This is a genomic window from Neptunomonas sp., from assembly GCF_041601355.1.
Taxonomy (GTDB): domain Bacteria; phylum Pseudomonadota; class Gammaproteobacteria; order Pseudomonadales; family Balneatricaceae; genus Neptunomonas.
The window spans coordinates 1-24,897 of record NZ_JBFIIH010000028.1 but is presented as its reverse complement, the minus strand read 5'-3'; the positions used below and the strand labels follow the sequence as shown (position 1 = coordinate 24,897).

The window sequence follows — 24,897 nt, the reverse complement described above, 5'->3', positions numbered from 1 at the left end:
TTCCAGGGGAGGTAGCGTGGCTATTTTTGCCTGGAACCATTCCATTCCTTTGTGATGGATGAAACCTATTTATTGGCTCCTGCTAGATATGTTGAACTAACTCCTGTTTAGACTCGACATGGTCAGATGCTGAATTAAGTAAACTGTCCCCGGAATTGTAAATTACCGGAATTGTAAACTGTCCCCGGAATTCGAATTAAGTAAACTGTCCCCGGAATTACTGCTGTATCCAAAAGGTTAGGCAAGGTTCTTATTTTCTTATAATGTAAATTGTTGTAAAATTACCGATTAATTTTCTTTTGATATAAGGTAAAACGCTTTGCTGATTACGCCGCCATAGCGTCCCTCTTTCAAAAAGTCACCGGCCTTTCCGTGATACTGGTATATCGTAGCCACGCTGGGTTCGCTTCAACTAACAATCATCAATAAACAAACGCAGATTCTGTAGTGATAGTTGGACCAGACCAACTGTCCTTAGCCGAATGTAGTGTTGTTTCTAAACATATGACAAGGTTTTCTATGCTTGAAAAAATGAAACTAGACTGGCTCTCTAACGTACGGGGAGACCTGCTTGCAGGTATTGTTGTTGCGTTAGCCTTAATCCCTGAAGCCATTGCATTTTCTATAATTGCCGGGGTTGACCCTAAAGTAGGTTTATACGCTTCGTTCTGTATTGCAGTCATCATCGCGATAGTAGGCGGGCGGCCAGGTATGATTTCGGCAGCGACAGGTGCTATGGCTCTGCTCATGGTTACGTTGGTGAAGGATCATGGCCTTGAGTACCTCCTTGCTGCAACCTTGTTAACCGGTGTTTTTCAAATTATTGCGGGTTATTTAAAACTCGGTAGCTTAATGCGCTTTGTTTCCCGCTCTGTTGTGACAGGGTTTGTGAATGCACTGGCAATTCTTATCTTTATGGCTCAGTTACCAGAGCTAACTAATGTGACATGGCATGTGTATGCCATGACTGCAGCAGGGCTGGGTATTATTTACCTGTTTCCTTATTTGCCGGTCATTGGTAAAACGATCCCGTCTCCTCTGGTGTGTATTGTGGTATTGACGGGCGTTGCCATGTCGATGGGGCTCGACATTCGTAATGTTGGCGATATGGGAGAGTTACCGGATACCTTGCCTATCTTTTTATGGCCTGATGTACCGTTGAATATCGATACCTTATTGATTATTCTGCCTTATTCCGTAGGCCTTGCTGTGGTTGGTTTGCTGGAGTCTATGATGACGGCCACTATCGTTGATGACTTAACCGACACCACGAGTGATAAAAACCGTGAGTGCAAAGGACAAGGGATCGCGAATATTGGTGCAGGTTTAATGGGAGGCATGGCAGGTTGTGCGATGATTGGCCAATCTATTATTAATGTGAAGTCAGGTGGTAGAGGGCGGTTATCCACCTTCGTAGCCGGCACATTGTTGATCATTATGGTTGTATTTATGGATGAATGGATCAAGCAAATCCCGATGGCCGCACTGGTCGCTGTAATGATTATGGTGTCAATCGGTACTTTTTCCTGGAGTTCTATTACCGATCTGAAGAAACATCCTCTATCAACCAATATCGTTATGATCTCGACGGTTATCGTCGTGGTGGCAACGCATAACCTGGCGATTGGCGTTTTGGTGGGTGTACTCTTGGCTACCTTGTTCTTTGCACACAAAATTGGCCGGTTTATGATTGTAAAATCTGAGCAGTCAACTGAGGACGTACGTATCTACCAAGTGGTTGGTCAGGTATTCTTTGCCTCATCTGAGGAATTTATCGAATCATTTGACTTCAAAGAAGTGGTTGATAAAGTCGTCATAGATCTGACGCTTGCCCATTTTTGGGATATAACTGCGGTATATTCTCTTGATAAAGTTGTAATTAAGTTCAAGCGGGAAGGTGCAGAGGTAGAAGTTATCGGCATGAGCGAAGCGACCGAAACGATAGTCGATAAATTTGGTGTCCACAACGATCCCAAAGAAGTTGAAAAACTGATGGCAGGTCACTAAGGAGATAACCATGAATAAGATTATTACATGTGTGGATGGTTCAGCGTATTCCGATGCGGTTTGTCGTGCAGGTATTTGGGCAGCGAAGAAGCTTAATAAATCTATCTTGTTTTTGCATGCGATTGAAAAGCAGAACACTGCCCCTGCAGAGGACTTAAGCGGGGCTATCGGACTGGGGGCTCGCTCGTCTTTACTAAAAGAGATGGCTTCACTGGATGAGCAAAAAAGCAAACTAGCATTGGAATTAGGAAAAGAAATGCTAGCGCATGCTGTTCAGTTAGCGAATCAGAATAGCTGTGAGTTGGTTGAAAAGACACAGCGCCATAGTGATATTTCAGAAGCAATATGTGATCTTGAATCCGATGCACGTTTAGTCGTGATTGGTCGTTCAGGAGAAGGCAATAAGCCAGATTTCAAAGCACTTGGCTCGCATATAGAGCAAATAATTCGTCAAGTTCATACGCCGGTTCTTATCGCTAATAAGGGTTTTACTGAGCCTGCAAGCTTTATGTTAGCCTATGACGGACGTGAAACGGCAGACAAGGCCGTTAAGCGCATCATTGATGGTGGATTGCTGCATAATCTGACCTGCCATCTGGTAACGGTAAAAAATAGTCAACGCGAATTGATGGATAAATTCAGGCAGACTGAAAAGTTACTGATTGAAAATGGCTATGATGTGAAGGCCAGCTTTTTGGAAGGTAACATTTTTAGTTCATTAATGGATTACAAAACTAAAAATCAGGTCGACATGCTGGTGATGGGAGCCTTTTCTCATTCTAAGCTTGCTCATGCATTTTTGGGTAGTAACACGCTCAAAATGATTGAGAATACTGATTCGCCACTGTTGATTTTACGTTAGATATTTTTCTGGCAGCCAGCACTTCTTAATCACTAAGAAGTGCTGGCTCGCTGTAATGTTGTCGCCCGGCTTACATATCAAAAGGCTTACTCATCGCAGACGTGATGAGCTAAGCGGTTGATACGGGATTTCCGTTATCGTACAGGAAGTTGGAATCAGCCGATGTGGCCTCGACATTGATAGACGTCATAGTGGCCTCACCGACAATATTGGCAAATGAAGTGTCCGCTGCATCGCGTCCAATTCCAATCCTGACAAGCCCACTTACCGGCGCCATTCGGGTTGCATCAAAAAGATACCAGCGGTCCTCTAAATACACTTCAAAAAATCCATGGAAGTCAGGCGGCTCTAATCCAACGGCATAGCCCGAAACATAACGAGCAGGAATGCCTAACGCGCGACACAGTGCGATGCTGACATGAGCAAAATCCCGACAAACGCCGGCACGCTGAATCAGCACATCACAAGCACTGGAAGACGCATCGGTACTACCCGCAACGTAATCAATATGCGCATTTACCCAGTTACAAATCTCATCAACGCGGGAATAACCCCTTTGAAGCTGACCGAACTCTTTCCAGGCAAAGCGTCCGAGACGGTCAGATTCGCAGTAACGACTCGGGTTTAAAAAAGGCAGTATCGATGTAGGTAACTCTTTATAATCAACCTCATTTAAATACCTGACCTGTTCGGTTTCCGGTGATAGTTGCACCGTAGCGCTGTACCTGATGTTCAATTCACATGGTTCTACTTTTAAGCGAAGGCCACGGCAACCAAAATCATTTATCTGACACCACTGAGTATCGATAGCGGGCGATATAGTGAGATTCTCTTCAATCGTTTTTTGATGATCAGTGTTGGCCGCCGCAATGCTAAAAACAAAGCTTGCGGGGGAGTCAACGGTGTAAATAAGCTCTGATGATATTTTCACAAAATGCATAATAGATGACCTGTAATGACTGATGATGGTCGTGGCGATCAATACGTACTGCTTCAATTCTACACGTATGAGTCTAATCGTTTCTGTTTTACTCAGATTCTCAAGTGAATGAGGTGCTTCCGGATCTTTCCACATAGTCAGAGGAAGTTTTAACGGCGTATCTAGTTTACGGGTATCGAACACAATGTTGCCACCAATATCACGATCAATAAATTCACCAGCCGATTGAATATATAAAACACTCGGCCAATTATGGGAGTATTCCCGACTATCTATTACCTACTCTAATTGGTTTTCGGCCTAACCTCCATATCGGCCAAACTCATAAAGCTTGCTGATGTATAGAAGCGATGCATGTTTCTTTCGGCGGGAATGCGCCGTTAGAGGCTGGCTTTAAAGACATTGTTATTGAAGATGCTAAGCCTCAATAACAATGTTAAGAAGTGGCTGTGAGCTTCAAATCGCGTTTTTACGTTTGAACCACCACCATTCAAGTACGCCGATTCCCAGTAGCGCTAGCGTCACTAGAGTAAACGCGACCGAGGACTGTGTACCGGGAATGCCGCCAACGTTGATACCGAGTAAGCCGGTTAGCAATCCAAGCGGTAGAAAAATCGCGGCAATAACGGACAACTGATACATCGTATTGTTCATCTGCTCAGCAAGTCGGTTTGACAACTCCTCATAAGTCACGGCGGCGCGATCCCTTGCCGCATCCAGGTCTTCAATATAACGGGTAATCCGGTCCGCCGACTCACGCAGGTGTGCTCTGTCCTCGTCGCTCAGCCAGGAAACATGTTCGGCATAGAGTTGGGCGATGGTTTCACGCTGCGGTGCTATGAATCGCCGCAATGAGATAGATTGTCGACGCAGTGCAGACAAGCGTGAGCGTAATTCCCTGCTTTCAGCCGAAAGTACCAACTCTTCGAGCTCATCAGCGGAATCTTCAATTTCACCAACGGCACTACCAATTTTCGCCAATAAACGTGACAGTATTACATTGAGCAGTTCGCCAGGTGAGGCGGGACCGTTTCCAGCATCGAGTTGATCGGCGACTTCCTGTACCGAGTTAAGGCGTCTGTGCCGAAGCGTAAGCACACGGTCTGCCTGGATCCAGAGTCGAAGAGAAACCATGTCTTCGGGATTCGCTCCGGAGTTCAGGTTAATGCCGCGTAGAATGAGAAGGAGCGAGTCGCCAACCACCAGGCTGCGCGGCCTCGGATCGTCGGCAGTTAGCGCATCAACATACACCTCGGCGATGCCGCTTTTATTTCTCAACCAGTCGATAGAAGCCGCGTCCTTGTAGTCAAGGTGCAACCACTCTAGTTGGCTAGGATCACGCTCGTAGTTGAGGGCAGCGATAACCTGTTGCGCGCCACCACGGCGGTCTAGCGCGAGATATTGAAGTGGTTGGAATGAATTCATAGAAAATTGAGTCTCCGATGCCGAAAGGGCAGATAGTCTATTTCAGATGTTAACTAAAGTGTAGGCTAGCCTACAGTACCGATGTCAACCTGGTCGTTGCCGTGCTCATTTGGGTCATGATTTATCCCGTATACCATTTAACTGGCGAATTATATTAAGGAATATATCTCTGCCAATCGGAATTAGTTTATCTGGAAAGTCGTAATCAGGGTTATGCAATTGTGGACTTGTTTCTCCGGAACCCAAGGCAAACATCGCTCCTTCGTTAGCCGTCGCAGTGAACTGCCCGAAATCTTCCGACCATCGCATCGGTTCTTCTAAGAGTAAAAAGGGAGTTTGCGTTGTTTGACAAGCGTTTACAACAAGGTCACATCCTTGTTGAGAATTGACGCTGGCTTGAAATACATCGGCGTATTCGAATGCTATGCTGAGATTTTCCTTGTTTGCTATTAAATGGGAACAAGTCTCAGCTTGTTCTATCAGGGTTTGCATACCTTCATTCGTTTCACTACGCAGGGTCACCATCACAACAGCCTCTCCCGGTGCAGTACCAAATGCAATCTCTCCCAATTTAGCGTGGATCACGGTTAGCCAGTTTCGTCCTTGTATCTCTTGATCCGCTATCGTAGAAGGCAGCTCGCCCAGTCCCTGGATAATTTTACACATGGCGTTAGCAGGGCTTACGCCATTCTCAGGGTGCGCCGCGTGAGAGGTTTTACCTTTCAGATGAATGATCATTCCCCGCGAGGCACAATTAAACGTACCGGCTCGCACAGCGACTTTACCTAAGGCTAATCCAGGGAAATTATGTAGCGCAAAAGCATAATCGGGGTTCAGTGATGCAAAACGTACATCGTTAACCACTTGAATCGCCCCCAAGCCTGTTTCTTCTGCTGGTTGAAAACACAGAATGACACGGCCTCTTTGTGGACGATTTTTAGAAAGTTCAGCACCAAGTGATGTCACTATACTCATGTGTCCGTCGTGGCCACACTTATGAGAAACGCCTTTAACCTTTGAACGATACGCAAAGGTATTTATTTCTTCGATGGGCAGCGCATCCAGCTCACTGCGGATCAAGGTGGTTGGCCCAGACTCTGATCCATTAAATACGAAAGCAAGTCCGGTACCGCCGAGGTCGGTATAGGTTTCATCTGCTGAGAAAGTCTGAAAAACGTTTAATATGCGAGCAGCCGTTTCTTGCTCCTGATTAGAAAGTTCTGGGTTCTGATGAAGTGCTTTACGTAACGTTATTAATTCATTTAGATTTAGCATATTAAAACCAATGGGTCAGAGTAAACATATTGCCTTTAGGTAAAGAACTGTAGCATTAAGGAGATCTGACTAATAGTGAACAGTGTAGTGGATATTAAAACAACGGCATTTATTTTATATATTATTCAATAGCTTAAAATGTGAAAATTCTAATATTTAAAATTCGTATAAACAACAATTGATATAATTTAATACCTATGTTTTATTTGTATTCAGAAGGGGAGTGTGCTGAACAACCTGACTGCTGATGTCCTCTCTATATCTCCGGGAACATTTATTTAATGTGTTCTGACTTATGACAGATAGGGGGATGTAAGATGGCACGCCGAAAGTTCAGACCTAATGTAATTACCTGGCATGAAGCACAATCTGAAATTGTAATTCCCTCTAATGATCCTGTATTTAACGACAATCTGATTTTAGCAGAAGGTGACTCATGGTTTACTTTGGCAGGCATACCTACTTCTAATCTGCTGTTTTCTATGCGTTTTACGGCGTCTACTCTTATTGTGAATTGTGCTAAGCCAGGCGACACAATAGTCAACATGTCAAAGATGCTTAAAAATTCATCGTTTAAAAGCGCACTATCTGAGGAAGGGCTTCCCTGGCATTTACTGCTGATTAGTGGCGGAGGCAATGATCTTATTGACGAGGCTGAAAATATAATTCTTTCTAAAGATGAAAGGGCAGGTAGTGATATTAATAACATGGAAAGTTATTGTGATTTAGAAATATTTAATAATGTAATAGAAAATATTCAGGATAGTTATAGAAAAATAGTTAATCTAAGAGATTCACTTAATAGCCCAGCCATTGGAAAACCAATCCTGGTTCATACATATGATTATTTCGTACCACGAAACGCCCCTTCACGTTTTTTCCCATTTTCTTTATTTGGACCTTGGTTGTATCCCGTATTTTCAAAAGCAGAGATCCCGGAAGGCATTTGGATAGGGCTTTCTAAATTCCTCGTTGATAAACTAGCAGAGGGGATACTGGAATTAGCTGAAGGTAGCAATAAACTGCATAATTTCCATGTCGTAGATACCCGCGGCACTCTGGTAAAGGCAAAACTTGGCAGTGTTGGTGAGAGTAATGATTGGTTAAATGAAATTCATCCAGACGGTGATGGATATAAAAAAATTGCCAAAAAAATAGATGCAAAAATATTAGAATGAAACTATTAAAATAAATTCTTCAGATAAAACAACCCGCCTACCTTAACCCGTTCATATTTTTTATATTTAAGTGGTTAATCATATATTGGTTAAATTTTGGCATACTTATTATTATATTTTTTGTTATAGTTTTCGCTAAGGAACCCGGTTTTTCCAGCGGCCATGCAGACGTTGCTACATGAAAAATCGCGCCGTTGTTCATGAAACGGTTATAAACTTTCTCGGAACTCAACTCAGTGCAATCGAAAGAAAAGGGACGCGATAGCACTGCTGGCGAACCACGGGGAGCGCCATATGACGACTGAATACTATTTCGCCTGGTGGAATGTCGAAAATTTATTTGAAGAAAATAATTCACCGAATCGCCCTGAGTGGCTACAAAAAAAACTTAATGCTGAGCTTAAGGGATGGGGTAAACCAGAACTTCACATTAAGCTGAAACAGTTAGCCACTGTGATAGATGCAATGAACGATGCTAAAGGCCCGGATCTTCTCGGCGTTTGTGAAGTTGAGTCATCTGGCGTACTGCAGGATTTGGTCGGTACGTTACAACAGCCCAACCGCGATTATGCCGTTGTTCATGCAGATAACGCTGATATGCGAGGCATTGATGTCGCGTTTATTTACGATAGAAACCTATTCGAAATTGAAACGACACGCGATGCTGCAGGCATTGTTAAAAATACAGTCTTTTATCATGTCATCCAAAAGCGCAACGCGACCCGAGACTTAGTACAGGTCAACTTTAAGACGAAAAAGGGTAACGATTTTATTGTGATTGGGAACCACTGGCCGTCCCGTCTTGGAGGGGAGATGGACTCCGAACCCTACCGCATGATGGCAGGGGAAACACTGTCCTATTTTCTCGAGCGTATTAAAGAAATACGCGGTGAGATTCCCATTTTGGTAATGGGGGATTTCAATGACGAGCCTTTTAACAGATCCCTGACCAGCTACGCACTTTCAACAAATCAGATCAGCAAAGTTAAGTCGAGTCGCAGTAGAAACCCTTACTTGTACAATATGATGTGGACCCTGATGGACGGCGCTCAAGGAACTCACTCGTATGGAGGCGAGTGGGGAATGCTTGATCAAATTCTGGTTAATCGTGGAGCGCTGAAAAACAAGCAACTCTATACAAGCGCCGATAAGGCTGAAATTTTTACCGTAGAGGGCATGATCAAACGAAACAAGGTCATACGTCATTCAAGACCCTCGAGTAGAGAATATAACAAAAATGGTTTTTCGGACCATTTGCCGCTGGTCGTAAGGATGTATGAAAGGTAATTTCATCTAGTTTCATATGGTTTTATGTGGCCGCTTCCGGCTACAATCAGCCTCAAAGGCAATATCAGAATGAGAATAAGCCTGTTTGAATCGAAAAGATCTGAGTAATAAACAAGGAAGGACTGTGGAGATGTGTTCGGCAAGTCTGGGGAGTCATAGAAATTGAATCAATTAACTGAGACATCCATATCATGCCCTTACTGTGGTGAAACGATTAACGTTCTGATTGATCCGACCGACGTGGAACAGCAGTATATTGAAGATTGCCAGGTATGTTGTAAGCCCATCACCTTTTTAGTTCATGAAAATATTGACGGTGATCTTAGCGTTAATGTTTATAGTGAAGATGAAGTCTGACCCCCCGAAAATCCCCACCGTAATCTTTTTATTTGTCATTTAAAATAATGAGAATAACGGGCTTTGTTCCCTGCAATAGCCGGGTTGTTTATGACCCGGAAGCTTCCCAATCCAAATATCGGTAACCCATTGATTGTCCCTCAAAAGATCTCTTTGTTGTGATTATTCATTAAAAAGGTGGGGGAGTTCTGACCCGCCCAGCTATATAAACGATGCGCTTGCATTGGATATTCCTATTTAATTCAGTTCCTTAGGTAATGGGACTATTGGCGCGAAGCTTGCTCAGTAGTAAGTAGCCTCCTACCCACATGGAGGGAGCGAGCATCGCGCAATAAGTTGCGCCAGGCGATAACCATACAAAATAATTGTACCGGTTTAATTGAAGCACTGACTTATGAGGATAATCAATATGATACCTATAGATGGCGATTTTATTATGTCTGTTGCCCCTCGTTTTTCAGGTTCCAAGGCTGCGTCTCAGTTACGTATCGTGGGTGAGGTATCCTCTGTTTTTTCTTCTATACTCGATTTTTACGCTATCAATACAAAATTGCGCATTGCCCATTTCATGGGGCAAGTAGCCCATGAATGTGCAGGTTTTCGGACGACAGAAGAGTTTGCTTCAGGGGCTGCTTATGAAGGCCGCCAAGACCTGGGCAATGTTAAGAAGGGTGACGGCAAGCGCTATAAAGGCCGAGGGCTCATCCAACTAACGGGTCGCGCAAATTATCGGGAGATCGGTAAAAAACTAAATTTGCCATTAGAAGATGAACCAGAGCTTGCGGCAGAACCTGTGACTTCTCTGAGAATTGCCTGTGAATACTGGAAAAGCCGAAACATAAATGCCGCTGCCGACCGGGATAATTTGATAAAAGCGACAAAACTTGTCAATGGCGGCCTTAATGGCCTGGAAGATCGACGTAAATATCTGCAAAAGGCAAAAACGTCTCTTGCCGGCATCGAGGGCATCAGGGTTTCACTCAACGAGGGTGGAAATACAACAGTGCTACGTCGCGGCTCTTTTGGAAATGCAGTCATCGAATTACAAGAGCTCTTGATATCGAAAGGCTTTGATCTTTCAATCGATAGTGATTTTGGCCCAGCCACCGAACTAGCCGTCATGATGGTTCAAAAAAATAATGGTCTTACAGTGGATGGAATTGTCGGGCAAAAGACCTGGGACGCGTTAAGGCTATAGAGTTAAGGGTATAGAGCTACGGCGAGATACTCAAATCAATAGTCTCTGGTGTTCGCGTGAGCGCCAGCTAACCAATCGTTCTAGGGTATTTTAACTCAGCCGTTAGGCGAACCGGAGCCGACTGATGACAACAGAAACGTTAGACGAATTACTGACTGAGTTATCCAACCGAATGATCGCACAGCTTGAGGCAGAAGGCCGACGCCTGTCCAGGTCATGGATGATTTTTCTGCTGTTGGTTGCGACCTTCTTTGCTATGGGCCTGGCACCGTATGTTGTCAATCGTGACGTGGTGTTAAGGATTCTGGATTCGCAGGAAGAGAGTGTGGCCCTTGAAAAAAAGCTGCGCAGTCAGCTTTCTTACCTCGCAGAACCCCGCTTGCGTTACGAGTCCCTTGCCGTGAAGTTCCGGGATGTATCACGGGCACTTCATGATGACCTTGAATTGATGCTCACAGCCAACGAAATTGAGCACGATGAATATGCAAGGCATGCTGAATTGATAAGGGTGGAGGTAGAAAAAATCCTAAGGAATCCCTGGCCATTTTCGGGCCGGCGCCCTATGCCAACAGAGATGCACAATGAACTCAGACGACATTTCGATGACTACTACCAATGGGGGGCTGGCGACCCAAAACCCTGGAACGACAACCGCTTTGGTGATGCATCGCGGGGCATTTTGGATCAGAACAACTATCTTTGGGAGGGCGCCGCGCAGATCACCGATGACTGGATAAATGTGGTTGTTCAGGACATTCGCTCGATTGAACGTCAATTAGAAAGGATACAGGAAGATCGCCGCCTCCGAATCGAGGAAATAACAGGGCAAAGTGAGCGGCTTGCCGAGGTTGAGAGAATGACTGATTTGGACACACCGGCAGGCGACCTTCCCATTCCGTTTAGCGAACTAATATTGTGGTTTCCTTTGATCGTGACGGCCGTATTCTGGGGATTGTGGGCGAAGCAGGGGCGTTGGGACCGCCAGCATAGCTCGCTGCTCGACCTATGGCGCCGACGAGACCCGGGCGGGAAGGTACTGAATGTCGATGCCCTTCGTGAAATAGGGCTCGGGCAGATCCAATCGATGGCGTTTGTGTATGCGGCGGGCCCTGTGGTAGCAATCATGTCAGCCTTTATATTTTTCATGCACTTTAATGTGTTTGCAGAGTTGAGCCAAGCCGGGCGATTTGGTGTGATTGAACACTTTTATACAGTTCTTCTGGTGATTGCGCTGCTGGGTTCGTCGACCGCGCTGGTCGTTTCTGCCATGCGACAACGACGAGTATTTCATTCAACGCCCCGAAGCGCTGACAAAAAATCAGAAAACACAGAAACCTAACACATATGTGCTTTTACCTATTCCTATCTGTTGAGTATTTTGTTGTTATATTCCGGATCAAATGCAGTAACTTTCAACAAATTTTTGAGTATGTTGGTAACGCCATCAATATCGTATTCCTCAATATAGACAATACTGCCGTCGACTAACTGAGCCTGCAATTTCCGGTAGGGCTTTTGTTTAAGCCATTCCATGAATATCAATACGAGACTTTCAATCAGGATTTGATCATTATCATTACTGACGACTTCAATCGTTTCGTCCGAAGCAACCACAAATTTTTGAGTTACAGGCACCTTGCGAAATTCTATACCTCGCTTTTCAAATAAAGTAATCAAAGTATTCTCAGGATCAAAAAGGGCTATCTCAAATAACGTATGTTTATTCATAGATATGTCTCTGCAACAATATAGTTTTACACAAAACACCGAGGTGGGCAGCAGGAAGCGCCTTTTGTGCAACACTGCCAAAGGCATGCACAGAGACTCGGCGTACTGGACATCCACTGTCTGAATTAGCTTACGCTTTTTCCACTGGTTATAGAATCGCTCATGTAGACAAATACACCTGCCCTGGTTTCAGTACTGGTTTTGTCATCGAAAATTCATATAGAATCTTACATATCAAATGGTTACTGGTTTGTTGATTCTATCGGCCTTACTATCGACGGCTTAGTGATATTGTTAATTAATTACAGCAATTCCCGTAATACCTGAGCAATTCTACTTAATTCAATAGCCAGCTTTTTTTGAGGACCGCTTTATGAGTACAGGTTTGCAGGAACAGATTGATCTGATTACTGATTCACTCGAGAAAAACTCTGAAAACGGAGCTGCTTACTTGCTTGAGTCCATGTCTCCGGCAGAAATATCCCGTGCTATTGAATCGCTTCCCGGGGATTTAAGAGGTCCTTTATGGGTACAGGTGCCGCGCTTAAAAAAAGGTGAAGTGCTGCTGGAGCTAAAGGGCGATCTACGTAGGAGCTTAATTAAGCAAACGGATGAGCAAGAGCTGATCGCGTGTTTGTCGGTCATGCAAATGGACGAAATTGCCGATCTGGATGATGATCTGCCGATGTCCGTGGTGAATGCCATGGTGACGGCAATGGACGTTCACCGTCGGGAACGTTATGAGCAGGTTAAACTTTACCCTGATGATGTTGCGGGTGGGTTGATGGATGTCGACGCCACAGCTGTGCGCGGTGATGTTACCCTGAATGCGGTTTTACGTTTTTTACGCCGCCTGCGACAGCGCGAGGGCTCCCTACCTGAGCATCTTGATAGTCTGATGGTCATCGATAGACATAACCGTTTTATGGGGATTCTTCCATTGAGCCTTATAGTTTCATATGACTTATCGACAACCGTGAGTGAAGTCATGTCGCCTGATGTTGTGGGCATTAAGCCTATGACCCCGAATGTTGAAGTGGCGCGAATCTTTGAAGATCACGATCTGCTATCAGCCCCCGTCATGGATGATGAAGGCTATCTTGTAGGGCGTATTACTGTCGATGACGTTATCAATGTGATGCGTGACCAGGCTGACCGTGAAATATTAGGGCGTGCCGGTTTAGATCAGCATGAGGATATGTTTGCGCCGGTGATCAATAGTTCGGTGCGCCGTGCCTTGTGGCTGGGCATAAATCTGCTGACGGCTTTTTTGGCGGCGTGGGTGATTGGCTTATTTGAAGGCTCTATTGAGAAAATGGTAGCGTTGGCCGTACTGATGCCGGTGGTTGCCAGCATGGGTGGTGTGGCGGGGAGTCAAACCCTGACCCTGGTAACGCGAGGCATGGCGTTGGATCAAATTAGCCGACGCAACATATGGAAGTTAGCAGCGCACGAACTCACTATCGGTTCGCTGAATGGACTCTTTTGGGCCGGTGTAGTGGCCGCGATTGCATACTATTGGTTCAATGATCTGATGCTGGGTATGGTGTTTGGCGCGGCTATGTTGATCGTTATTTTTACCGGCGCCTTAGTCGGCACCTTTATCCCGCTGATATTGAAACGAATGGGGATTGATCCAGCGTTGGCGGGGGGTGTGGTGCTGACAACAGCAACCGACGCCATCGGCTTTTTTGCGTTTCTCGGCTTAGCCACCGTCATGTTATTGTAACGCCGCAAGAATCAATAGAGATAAACTACCTTTAAAGGGCACTGATCGGTGGTAGAAAAGCTGTTTTATAAGTCTTATTGGTTAGGTAAGTACTTAGGTAATCGATTTGAGGAAGTCCGTTTAGACGATGCAGGCCTTGTGCTGGCGTCTGCCTATCAAGCGCCAATAACACTCGCCTGGACGGATGTCAGCAGTATTGTCAGACATACGCCAGGTATCATATTCGACAAGGTTGTCTTTGAGTCGGCGGGGAAGAGAATATCCGTTGGATGGTTACATAAGAGCAACGCATTATCTTTGGCCAGGGTATTTACAGAAAAATATTACACCCATCATACTGACTCCGCTGCAAAGGCACTGGAAAAAATATCCGGCTATCTGCAAAAAAACGGCTATCTACGAACAAGCCACTGTCGCGCTATTCATGACTTTGTCAGCTCAGCGTTACTGGAAATACCGTCCTCTTCCGACACGTTACGTCTGTCCGATACCAGCAAGGATATTTTCGCTCAGCTTAAACAGTGGGCTGAGTTAGATCCTGCGATGATCGACGATATAAGAGCGCGCTATGTCGCTGAGCAAAAGCAGTGCTATCAAGCGCTTTTTGACAGGATTGAATCGAATCCGTTAACCGAGAAGCAGCGTCAAGCCTGTATCATTGATGATGATAATAATCTTGTTTTAGCCGGTGCCGGTACGGGTAAAACCAGTACCATGGTGGGCAGAGTCGCTTACCTGTTAGACAGTCAGCAGGCCAGCGGACACGAAATATTAATGCTCGCTTTTGGTAAAAAGGCCGCCCTGGAAATGCGTGACCGGGTCGCTGAAAAACTAGGCAATACATCAGTCAGCGCATGGACATTTCATGTGTTAGGCCAGATGGTTATTGCAAGCGTGGAAGGTCAAAAACCAGCTATTTCGCCCTTAGCAACAGATGAAAAGCTGCTGAACAATCAGGTTAATCAATGGTTTTCAGACTTGCTTGAAAAACCCGATTATAAAGAATCAACCCTGAAGTATTTTGAAAAACACCTTTTCCCGGAAGCGAACCCCTTCGATTTTGCTACTCAGGGGGAGTACTTTAACTATATCCGGGCAAATGAAATAAGAACGCTGAAGGGCGAGGATGTGACCAGCTTTGAAGGGTGTCTCATTGCCAATTGGTTGTTTGCTATGGGGATTGAATATAACTACCAACCATCCTACCTCGAAAGCAATGCCAGAACACCTGATTTTAAACAGTATAAACCTGATTTTTACCTCACTGAGTTCGGCATCTATATTGATCACCTGGGTATCGACAGAGAGGGAAACACGGCACCTTATATTGATAAAGACAGCTATCATGCGGGCATTCAATGGACACGTCAGCTACATAGTAAACACGCCACACGACTGATTGAAACATACCACTATGAACAACGCGAAGAGTGTTTGTTATCCAATCTGGAATCAAAATTAGCGAGTATGGGGGTGCTGTTCGAGCCTTTGCCCGCTGATTCGGTGTTACACACATTGCGTGAATTTGGCGCGATTGATCAGTTTTCAGTCCTTCTCTCGAGCCTGTTAAAGCGTTATCGCGCTAATTGTTATATGCCAGGAGAGTTAGAGCGATTAGCGGATCATTTAGAAACGACTGGCCAGCTAAAAGCTGCAATGGATTTACTCAGACCGATCATTGAGCAGTATGAAGCCTTACTGGCATCGAACAACGAAATCGATTTTGAAGATATGATTGCTAAAGCCATTGGTTACATTGAAGAGGGGGCATTCACTTCGCCGTGGTCGTATATTCTTGTCGACGAGTTTCAGGATATCTCCCAACCCCGTGCGCGACTGGTTAAGGCATTAAGAGACTCCAGAAAGGGTACATCCCTGTTCTGTGTCGGAGATGACTGGCAGGCGATTTATCGTTTCACAGGCAGTGATGTAGGGCTAACCACCGGTTTTGAGTCTTTGTTTGGGCCGACACAAATTACCTCGTTAGATAAGACATTCCGGTTTAACAACAGCATTAACGAGGTGGCTTCACAGTTTGTTATGCAGAACCCATCTCAGGTGAAGAAACAGATCACGACACATAACCTTGTGCAGGCGCCTGCTGTGTCGCTGGTCATGAAGCCCATCACCAATAATGGAATACTCAAACACCTCGTTGAGATACTTGAGAAAATATCAGGCATGGCCAGGCAGGGGGCTTGTGTCTATCTACTCGCCAGATATCACTTCAGGTTATTAGAACCCGATCAACTGGCACAGCTAAAGCGTTCGGTTCCGGCGCTTAAGATTGAGCAACATTCGTTTCATGCATCTAAGGGTAAGGAAGCTGATTACGTTGTCATTCTCGGATTAGATAATGCGAAAAATGGATTTCCTTCACGCAAGCTGATCGATCCGCTTTTAAATGTTTTATTGCCGACAGAAGAACCCTACCCGGATGCAGAAGAAAGGCGGCTGTTCTACGTAGCCATGACGCGTGCCAAACATCGCTGCTACCTGCTAACAGACATGAACAAAACCTCGGACTTCGTAAAAGAATTATTGGCTGATAACTACGCGATTGAAGTCAATGAATTCGATACCGAAGCCTCTCAGTTAATGGCGCCAGAACAGGAATGCCCATCCTGCAAGACAGGCACACTCGTCAAGAGGAAAGGGCCTTATGGTTCTTTTATCGCCTGTAGCAATTATCCACTTTGTCAGCATAAAAAGAGTACTTGTCCGCAGTGTTCTGCTGACATGCAAACATCAGGTCGGTTTAGCGTTTGCCTTAATCATGAATGTGGTGGATGGGTACCACTATGCCCGCAATGTGGTGGGGATTTAAAGCATCGGGAAGGGCGTTACGGGAAATTCTGGGGATGCAGTAACTACAGATCGCAAGAGCCCGGTTGTAACCATAAAGAACAGGAGATTACCTATTCTTAATATGACTGACCTCTTAACTGACCTCTTAAATAACCACTAAACTGACAACACATACTTGCTGAGTTGAATGAGTTTCCAGCTCAGCAAGGTGTGGGGTGTCAGGTCTGGACGGAACGAATACAGGTTAGCGCTTAGATTTACCCGCGCCGTAATGATGTTTGCCTTTTCGGCCCTTCGCTCTGCCTGATCGCTTATCATCAGGTTTAGTCGCCAGTTCGAATTCAATTTTACGCTGATCCATATCGACCCGCACAACACGGATATTAATGCTATCACCGATACCAAAGCTGGTGCGGGTGCGCTCACCCACTAAACGCTGCTGGGCTGCATCAAACTGATAATAATCGTTGTTCAGAGCAGTCACATGTATCAGGCCTTCGATCAGCGTATCGTCAAGCTCAATAAACAAGCCGAAGCTAGTCACACTGCTGATTACACCACCAAAAGTATCACCGACATGATCCTGCATATATTCGCATTTCAGCCAGGCTTCTACGTCCCAGCCAGCTTTGTCGGCCCGACGGGATACCCGCGAGCAATGATCTGCCATCGACTTCATTTTATCCAGATCGTAGGGGTAGCTTATGCCGACCTCTAAACGCGTGGCGCTTTTAACCCGGTGTACTGAATCCGAGCCCCTGCCGGTTACCTTCTTCAGTGCCCGCTGCAAGATGCTACCACTCTCACTACGGCGGATGACCGAGCGAATGGCGCGGTGAACTAACAGGTCAGGATAACGCCGAATCGGTGAAGTAAAATGAGCATACGCGGGATAAGCAAGGCCGAAGTGCCCCTGATTATCTGCGCTATATTCCGCTTGGCTAAGCGAACGAAGCATCATCATGCGGATAACCTGAGCGTCGTTACGCTCGTTAATGCCGCGTAGCAGAAGGTCATAATGCGCAGGTGTGGGTTTATCACCACCCGACAGATTAAGGCCTCTCTCACCGAGAAATTCACGTAGATTAGTCAGCTTCTTTTCACCGGGACCTTCGTGCACCCGATAGAGGGCAGGCAGGTTTAACTTTTCCAGAAATTGAGCCGTCGCCACGTTAGCGCAAAGCATAAACTCTTCGATCATCTTATGCGCATCGTTACGAATAACCGGCACTATCTGATCAATTTTTCTGCCTTCGGTAAATTTGAATTGGACTTCCTGTTTTTCAAAATCAATCGATCCGCGCTTAGTTCGGGCCGTTCTTAATATTGCATAAAGTTGATGCAAGGCATGAATATGTGGCACGACAGCATGATGCTTCTTAGCAACCTGTTTACCGACGCCCTGTTGCGGAGACGACAATAAAGCGCCTACCTGATGATAGGTCAGGCGGGCATGTGAGTTAATGACGCCTTCGGAAAATTTATAAGCGGATATTTTTCCACTGCGACTAATCGCCATTTCACACACCATGACTAATCGATCGACATGGGGATTAAGCGAACACAAACCATTGGAGAGTACTTCCGGTAACATCGGCACCACATGACCCGGAAAATAGACCGAGGTGCCTCGCTCTTCTGCTTCCTGATCCAGGGCGCTATTGGGTACGACGTAATGCGAAACATCAGCGATAGCTACATATAAACGCCAGCCACCGGATTTTCTTTTTTCACAGTAAACAGCGTCATCAAAATCCCGGGCATCTTCACCATCGATGGTGACAAAGGGTAAGTGTCTCAGGTCAGACCGATGAAGTTTATCAGCGTCTTTAACCACATCCGACATCGCCTTAGCTTCATCTAATACAGCCTGCGGCCATTTATGCGGAATGCCATGGCTACGAATAGCGACATCGATTTCCATGCCAGGCGCCATTGAATCACCAAGGATTTCAATAACTTTACCTTCAGCGTTAAAGCGATTACACGGGTATTCGGTTATTTCTACGGTGACGTATTGGCCAACCTGCGCACCGTTTAGCTGGTCATCTGCAATATCAATCTCGTTACGAATACGGCTGTTTTCAGGCTGTAAAAAATAATCACCTTCTTCATGTACTAAACGGCCGACAATCTGAGATGTATTTTTCTCGAGAATATCAACAATCTGTCCTTCCTGGCGGCCACGACGATTAACACCGCTGATAAGAATACGTACCTTGTCACCATTAAAAACTTTAAGCATCTGGCTATCATGTAGGTAAATATCATTACCCGCACCATGCTGTGCCATAAAGCCAAACCCGTCGGGATGTCCGATGACGAACCCTTCAATAAAATCTTCAGCGCGTAACAAGCTATAACCATTTCTAGGGTCGAAAGCTAACTGGCCATCACGCTCCATCGCCCGAAGACGCCGTCTTAAGGATTCTTTATCATCACTACCGGACAGCTTTAACAGCTGGCTGAGTTGATCCCGATCCAAGGTTTTGCCTGGTTCATCGAGCAATCCCATAATATATTCCCGACTGGGAATCGGATTGCTGTATTTGTCATAATCGGCGGCATTAATTGCCTGTTGTGAGTCTTTGCTCATATATCTCTCAAATAAAGACAGCCTTGTATTATTTCGAACAGTTACTCAATCTTTAATCTGGATAGATCTCAGTCATAACAGGGCAATACGCAGGCGGTTATCACTCAATTTAGTCGAGTGAAAAAAATTGTATTCTGCTGATCATTTCTTATTCTGTACTTTTACGGGCTGAATCTAGCCTAATCTCAACACGGTAACGAAACAAGGCGCGTGTGAGCGGTCATATGAAAGAACATAAACAATCAAGTTAGCGAAAAATAAGACGGGAATTTAAAACGGTGATACGAGGATACTAACGAGTAATACAACGATAACAAGTGGTTAAAATGCGCTTTTTCTAGGCTGGGTATCACTATATAGAGTTACTGCGCTTTGTCAATGAAACAGCTTTTTTAGGTGTTTATTGAATTACACTCAAGCTAATTGTTAAAGCTCTTTGCAAAAGATTAAACCTTTCGGGTAAATATTACGGAGCAGTGTATGAAATTAAAGGGGAAAATACGTCTGATTATTGCCGTAGCGATAATTTTTATAGTCCTGGACGCTGCAGTGATTGCCTATATCTATTTTCAGAAGTGAATCGCCATTAGGTCTTTAGACACTTGTCAGCCGTCTTCCACACTAGTTTTCATACTTATAGGCAGTTAACTGAGGGGCAAGCTTGTTGTTGGCGGTGTGTAGCCTCAAATAATGGCTGAAGGGTGTTTAGTAAACCAGTGGCGATTTAGTTAACCGTTCAAGCATCTTCCTCATGCATTTGTCCATCGATCAACATCATTTGCTCAACAGACGCCTCATCATGTTTTGCCAGCCTATAGCTGCCATTAAACATATATTCAAGGAAGATGCACTCTCCATCAGAGGCCTCAAGATGTTTGAGGACTTCAGGTGGTAATTCCACCCCCAACCCAGTGCCGACAGGTAGTATCTTAAGCTCAATCATGATGGTACTCCTCTTTTATAAGCGTACATTTAAACGACAGTCGTCATTTCAAACAGAACGTAGCTCTCTAAATTAGGTACTGCCAAATTAACACGAGCTACGAGATAATTCAAAGATGAATTCATCCCTGTCTGAGTACAAACGCCATCGTTTTCCGTCAGAAATTCAGGGGACAGTTTACTTAACCAAGCCTACTTTAAGGAATTAAGTAAACTGTCCCCGGAATTCCAAAAAATGTTTTACAAATTTCTTACAAAATCGATAACTTTATCTGACTTTCTTCTGTCTGCTTGAACGTAGAGTAAATACAGCGGTGGTTTTGATCCACTATACTCACAATTCAGGAACTTCATCATGAACACTCAATTAGAAAAACCTATGATAAGACGAATAGTACGGGCATTCGGGTTTGTTTTACTGAGCCAGCTACCGATTCTGGCGCAAGCTAATCAGGTGAATTTGAATATTAATCTGGCCACCCCGGTGATGGAGGCTGAGCAAAGTCACAGGGCTTTTATAAAAGTTTCTTTGGAAGGCTTTAAACAACAGGATAAACAGGCACGCATACCTGCCAATGTAGCTATTGTGTTGGATAAATCTGGTTCAATGGGTGGTGATAAAATTAAGTATGCCCGTGAGGCAGCTATTATGGCGATTGAACGACTTGATGAGCGGGATATTGTTTCAGTAGTTAGCTACGACTCTAAAGTTCAGGTGGTCGTGCCTGCGACTCAGGTACGTAATCATCGAGCCATTTATAACGCGATCCGTAATATTCATACAAATGGAAATACAGCGCTGTTTGCCGGCGTTAGTAAAGGTGCGAATGAACTACGTAAGTTTCTGAGCAGAAATAAAGTCAACCGGGTTATTTTAATGTCCGATGGTTTAGCCAATGTAGGGCCTCAATCTGCTTCTGAATTGGGTGAGCTAGGCGCTTCGCTGGCGAAAGAAGGAATTAGTGTAACCACTATTGGTTTAGGGCTTGGCTATAACGAAGATCTAATGACCCGTTTAGCCGGCTTTAGTGATGGTAACCATGCGTTTGTTGAGAATGCCGAAGATCTGGCGTCAGTTTTTCAGTATGAATTCGGTGATGTTCTCTCAGTGGTAGCTCAGGGGGTTAATATAGAAATCCGCTGCCGAAACGGCGTAAAGCCCATTCGTCTGCTGGGTCGGGAAAGCCAGATTATTGGTAACCGGGTAACAACCCGATTGAATCAGCTGTATAGCGAGCAGGAGAAATTCGTTATTCTTGAGGTTGAGGTTCCTGAGCAACGTGCTGAAACAGAGCTTGAGCTGGTAGCGGTTAATGTCAGCTACGATAATTTGTTTACTCAACATCAGGAAAGCTTATCCGGCCAAAGTGTTGCCCGGTTTAGTCGTTCTAAGCAGGAAGTAAAAGCTGCCCGCAATGATAAGGCATTTGAAGATGCTGTTGAGCAGGTCGCTAATGAATTTAGCCGAAATGCCATTGAAGCCCGTGATAGTGGTGACTTAGAAGGGGCGAAGAAGATCCTTCAGGATAGCGCATCCTATCTGGGTTCTCAGGCAGAATCGCTCAGCTCTCCGCGTTTGCAGGAGCAAAAAGTGGAAGCCTTAAAAGATGCGGATGCATTGGAAACAGAGCAAGACTGGAATAAGCAACGTAAAGAGTTGAAAGCACGACAGTATAAGCGAGCGACTCAGCAAACGTATTAATGCATCTATACCTACATCTAAAACATGTCATCGGAATGAACCTGTGAAAAGACGAACGCCGCTAATTCTAGCTGTCATTATTGCACTGCCACTATTGTTGCTAGCGTGGTTTGGCGTTCGTTTTCAACTGGATCAACAACAGGTAGCGGCCCATCAATTAAGCAATCTGGTAACCAGTCGATTACAGAGTATTGATCAGCAGTTTCAAGAACACTTTTCCCGGCTGCAACAGCATTTCATCCTTCGGGCAGCATCATTGCAGCGCGAAACAGAAGGGCATTATAACGTTGATAGCGTGCGCCATTTCATTAGCCAGTCGGCCGTGGTAAAGCAAGTTTTTGTCTTATCCAAGAGCGGAGAAAGGCGCTTTCCCCCTCAAGATCAGTCGTTGAATCAGCAAGAGCAGGATTTTGTAGAATTAACCCGTCATCTGTTGAGCGAGCCCGAGCGTTTTACTATGCCTGTTCTGGACCCGGCTCCTCCTCAGCGTGTTGCTAATCGGCGTTATTCCGGAGCGAGTAATGATGAGATACAGAGTGCCAGGTTGAGCAGCTCCGTCTCTGAAAAAGCGGGTTTCAGTGCGGATACTTCAATTTCGGAGTTATCTACATCTGTAAAAGAGCACGCAGCAGACAGGCCTCATGGTTGGATTGCTTGGTACGCTGAAGCGGGGTTGCAACAGATCTTCTGGTTACAAGATAGCGACGGTAACATTGTCGGCTTTGCTCTGAATTTATCACGCCTTCTATCTGATTTGATTAGCTTATTACCGTCTAGCTCTGTTGCAGGCTCCGGTGTCAACGCTGAACAGGAAAATGACAGTGAAATTCGTCTTATTAATGACCGAGGTGAGCTTGCCTATAGCTGGGGGAGTGAAGACGGTAGCCCAGAGGCAGAAGCTGGCAAGAAACCGTTGCAGACCCTGTTTTTGAGTCACCCTTTGGCCAGTTGGCATCTTGATTACTATGCAGCTGGCTTGCCGACGCTGATAACGGGTTGGCTGGGGTTGTTCGCATTATTACTCTTACTAGCCATCGGTTTGTCTACTCTGGCTTATTTGCTATATCGCGAACATAACCGCGAGCTAAGAGTGGCAGAACAACGGGTAAATTTTGTAAACCAGGTATCTCATGAGCTGAAAACACCCCTTACCAATGTTCGTTTATATACTGAGATGCTTGAGCAGGAGCTACCCGAGGAGGAGGTGGTTGCACAGCGTTATCTGGGAGTGATTGGAAGTGAGGCCGCCAGGTTGTCGCGTCTGATTGAAAATGTACTGAGCTTCTCACGGTTGAAGCGTGAGGGAGCGAGCATCAGATATCAACAAGGTGTAGTTGATAAGTGTATAGAGCAAGTTGTTGAGCTATTTACGCCGGTTTTGAACTCACGAAAATTAAAGATACGTTTTGTCGGTAAGGCTGGCCAGTTATGCCATTTTGACAGTGAAGTGTTGGAACAGATTTTAAATAACCTGCTGAGTAACTGTGAAAAGTATGCAGCGGACGGACAGTTTGTTGATATCAGTAGCTGGCAAAAAGAGAGTTCAGATAGCTTATATAGCTATATCCGGATTAGCGATTTTGGCCCGGGTGTATCCGCAAATGAATCTGAAAGATTGTTCGAACCATTTTACCGAGGCAGTGACAAGCTGACTGAGGGCGTTAGTGGTACTGGAATAGGGCTGGGGCTAGCGCGTGACTTGGCCAGGGCTCATCAGGGTGACTTGATTGTGGAACAGTTAGCCCCGGCTGAGGCTGTATCGGGAGCCAGCTTTTTACTGACCTTGTTTACGCCCATTGCGTTAACAACAACGAAGGCCGTATCAACAATGATGGCTGATAAACCGGATGAATAGACGGAAAGCGTTATGAAACTGTTAATTGCTGAAGATGATTTACATATTCGCCAGGGTCTGGCGACTTTACTCGAGTCTGAAGGTTATGAATGTATAGAAGCGGCAGATGGAGATCAGGCGTGGCAGTTGTATCTGCAACACGAGCCTACTCTGGTGTTGCTGGATATCATGATGCCTAAGCAAGACGGTTATTCGGTTTGTCGTCGTATTCGCCAGCATAATGAGCTACTTCCAGTGATCTTTATTACTGCAAAATCAGAAGAGATCGATCAGGTTCTTGGATTAGAGCTAGGCGCCGATGATTATATTAAAAAGCCTTTCGGTAGCCGCGAAGTTATCGCCCGGATTCGGGCGGTAGCACGGAGAGCTTTGCGTCCGGTTGCTGGTATAATTGAAAATGACTGCTTTGTTATGGATGACCTTCAAATCAGGCCATCAGAACTACGTGCGCTGCGGAATAATCAGGTAATAGAGCTAAGCTTAAGGGATTTGAAAATACTACGATTGCTGTTTGAACAGCGGGGTAAGGTAGTAGATCGCGATGCATTATTTAATCATTGCTGGGGTAGGGATTATTTTGCTAACAGCCGTACCTTGGATCAGCATATATCCAAACTGCGCAAGGTGATTGAACTAAACCCCAAAACGCCCCGAATTATCAGCACGGTACATGGAATAGGTTATAGGTTTGATAATTAGTGTTGATCAGGAATTCCGGGGACAGTTTACTTAATTCCTTAAAACAGGCTTGGTTAAGTAAACTGTCCCCGGAATCCGGCACTTAAGGCTTCTCGCTTGATTCTGGTGTGGGTGATGAAGTTAACTTGTCGGTATCCAGGAGGTGCTGTTCTCAATGCGTTAATTAACTACACGAAAAAATGCCCGTAGTTCTGGAATGTTCACAGATTGCACTTGTACTGTTAACGATTGATCTAATTCAGTATTATCCTGACGTTGTAACTTAGGCTCTATAGCAAGGTCTGGCAAAATAACCGTAGTCTTTCGCTC

At 45.1% G+C, this 24,897-nt stretch carries 19 protein-coding genes; 12 read left to right on the top strand and 7 right to left on the bottom strand.

Features of this window, described 5'->3' with window-relative positions:
* The first annotated feature begins 519 nt into the window (after nucleotides 1–519).
* Nucleotides 520–2,007: a SulP family inorganic anion transporter gene (locus ABY436_RS06655; protein ID WP_372738218.1), complete on the top strand. Its 1,488-nt coding sequence runs from the start codon at nucleotides 520–522 to the stop codon at nucleotides 2,005–2,007.
* A gap of 10 nt (nucleotides 2,008–2,017) precedes the next feature.
* Nucleotides 2,018–2,869: a universal stress protein gene (locus tag ABY436_RS06650; RefSeq protein ID WP_372738217.1), complete on the top strand. Its 852-nt coding sequence runs from the start codon at nucleotides 2,018–2,020 to the stop codon at nucleotides 2,867–2,869.
* Nucleotides 2,870–2,978: 109 nt separating this feature from the next.
* Here ABY436_RS06650 and ABY436_RS06645 read toward each other — a convergent pair whose 3' ends face one another.
* The 3 genes from ABY436_RS06645 to ABY436_RS06635 form a co-directional block, all read right to left on the bottom strand.
* Nucleotides 2,979–3,992 (bottom strand): transglutaminase family protein, encoded by a 1,014-nt coding sequence (locus ABY436_RS06645; protein WP_372738216.1) that lies wholly within the window; start codon nucleotides 3,990–3,992, stop codon nucleotides 2,979–2,981.
* A 273-nt stretch (nucleotides 3,993–4,265) separates the two neighbouring features.
* Nucleotides 4,266–5,234, bottom strand: a complete 969-nt coding sequence (locus ABY436_RS06640) for a zinc transporter ZntB (RefSeq protein WP_372738215.1) — start codon at nucleotides 5,232–5,234, stop codon at nucleotides 4,266–4,268.
* A 114-nt stretch (nucleotides 5,235–5,348) separates the two neighbouring features.
* Nucleotides 5,349–6,509, bottom strand: coding sequence for an amidohydrolase (locus ABY436_RS06635; RefSeq protein ID WP_372738214.1), 1,161 nt, complete (start codon nucleotides 6,507–6,509; stop codon nucleotides 5,349–5,351).
* 317 nt (nucleotides 6,510–6,826) lie between these two features.
* Here ABY436_RS06635 and ABY436_RS06630 point away from each other — a divergent pair, with 317 nt between their 5' ends.
* The 5 genes from ABY436_RS06630 (at nucleotide 6,827) to ABY436_RS06610 (ending at nucleotide 11,868) form a co-directional block, all read left to right on the top strand.
* On the top strand, nucleotides 6,827–7,687 hold the full coding sequence (locus ABY436_RS06630) for a hypothetical protein (protein ID WP_372738213.1): 861 nt from the start codon (nucleotides 6,827–6,829) through the stop codon (nucleotides 7,685–7,687).
* A gap of 294 nt (nucleotides 7,688–7,981) precedes the next feature.
* Entirely contained in the window at nucleotides 7,982–8,974 is a 993-nt protein-coding gene (locus tag ABY436_RS06625) for an endonuclease/exonuclease/phosphatase family protein (protein ID WP_372738212.1), read from the top strand.
* 162 nt (nucleotides 8,975–9,136) lie between these two features.
* The gene (locus ABY436_RS06620) at nucleotides 9,137–9,331 is read left to right on the top strand and encodes a CPXCG motif-containing cysteine-rich protein (RefSeq protein ID WP_372738211.1); all 195 of its coding nucleotides are present in this window, start codon (nucleotides 9,137–9,139) and stop codon (nucleotides 9,329–9,331) included.
* 409 nt (nucleotides 9,332–9,740) lie between these two features.
* Complete coding sequence (locus ABY436_RS06615) at nucleotides 9,741–10,529, top strand: peptidoglycan-binding protein (RefSeq protein WP_372738210.1); 789 nt, start codon at nucleotides 9,741–9,743, stop codon at nucleotides 10,527–10,529.
* Between the two features lie 124 nt (nucleotides 10,530–10,653).
* Entirely contained in the window at nucleotides 10,654–11,868 is a 1,215-nt protein-coding gene (locus ABY436_RS06610; protein ID WP_372738209.1) for a hypothetical protein, read from the top strand.
* Between the two features lie 23 nt (nucleotides 11,869–11,891).
* Here ABY436_RS06610 and ABY436_RS06605 read toward each other — a convergent pair whose 3' ends face one another.
* Nucleotides 11,892–12,257: a hypothetical protein gene (locus tag ABY436_RS06605; RefSeq protein ID WP_372738208.1), complete on the bottom strand. Its 366-nt coding sequence runs from the start codon at nucleotides 12,255–12,257 to the stop codon at nucleotides 11,892–11,894.
* Between the two features lie 373 nt (nucleotides 12,258–12,630).
* Here ABY436_RS06605 and mgtE point away from each other — a divergent pair, with 373 nt between their 5' ends.
* Both mgtE and ABY436_RS06595 read left to right on the top strand, forming a co-directional pair.
* Complete coding sequence (mgtE, locus tag ABY436_RS06600; protein ID WP_372738207.1) at nucleotides 12,631–13,986, top strand: magnesium transporter; 1,356 nt, start codon at nucleotides 12,631–12,633, stop codon at nucleotides 13,984–13,986.
* 48 nt (nucleotides 13,987–14,034) lie between these two features.
* The gene (locus tag ABY436_RS06595) at nucleotides 14,035–16,914 is read left to right on the top strand and encodes a UvrD-helicase domain-containing protein (RefSeq protein WP_372738206.1); all 2,880 of its coding nucleotides are present in this window, start codon (nucleotides 14,035–14,037) and stop codon (nucleotides 16,912–16,914) included.
* 124 nt (nucleotides 16,915–17,038) lie between these two features.
* Here the strand turns inward: ABY436_RS06595 and rnr are convergent, their stop codons facing one another.
* On the bottom strand, nucleotides 17,039–19,390 hold the full coding sequence (rnr, locus tag ABY436_RS06590) for a ribonuclease R (protein WP_372738205.1): 2,352 nt from the start codon (nucleotides 19,388–19,390) through the stop codon (nucleotides 17,039–17,041).
* Nucleotides 19,391–20,126: 736 nt separating this feature from the next.
* Nucleotides 20,127–20,333, bottom strand: coding sequence for a hypothetical protein (locus ABY436_RS06585; RefSeq protein WP_090727021.1), 207 nt, complete (start codon nucleotides 20,331–20,333; stop codon nucleotides 20,127–20,129).
* Nucleotides 20,334–20,687: 354 nt separating this feature from the next.
* Here ABY436_RS06585 and ABY436_RS06580 point away from each other — a divergent pair, with 354 nt between their 5' ends.
* Genes ABY436_RS06580 through ABY436_RS06570 form a run of 3 tightly spaced genes read left to right on the top strand, consistent with a single transcriptional unit; the run spans nucleotide 20,688 to nucleotide 24,588 of the window.
* Entirely contained in the window at nucleotides 20,688–22,034 is a 1,347-nt protein-coding gene (locus ABY436_RS06580) for a VWA domain-containing protein (RefSeq protein ID WP_372738204.1), read from the top strand.
* A 43-nt stretch (nucleotides 22,035–22,077) separates the two neighbouring features.
* Nucleotides 22,078–23,889 carry a sensor histidine kinase gene (locus tag ABY436_RS06575; RefSeq protein WP_372738203.1) on the top strand — a complete coding sequence of 604 codons (1,812 nt, stop codon included), beginning with the start codon at nucleotides 22,078–22,080 and terminating at the stop codon, nucleotides 23,887–23,889.
* A gap of 12 nt (nucleotides 23,890–23,901) precedes the next feature.
* Nucleotides 23,902–24,588, top strand: coding sequence for a response regulator transcription factor (locus tag ABY436_RS06570; protein ID WP_372738202.1), 687 nt, complete (start codon nucleotides 23,902–23,904; stop codon nucleotides 24,586–24,588).
* A gap of 159 nt (nucleotides 24,589–24,747) precedes the next feature.
* Here ABY436_RS06570 and ABY436_RS06565 read toward each other — a convergent pair.
* Nucleotides 24,748–24,897: hypothetical protein (locus tag ABY436_RS06565; RefSeq protein WP_372738229.1), on the bottom strand; the 150-nt coding region annotated here is incomplete at its 5' end.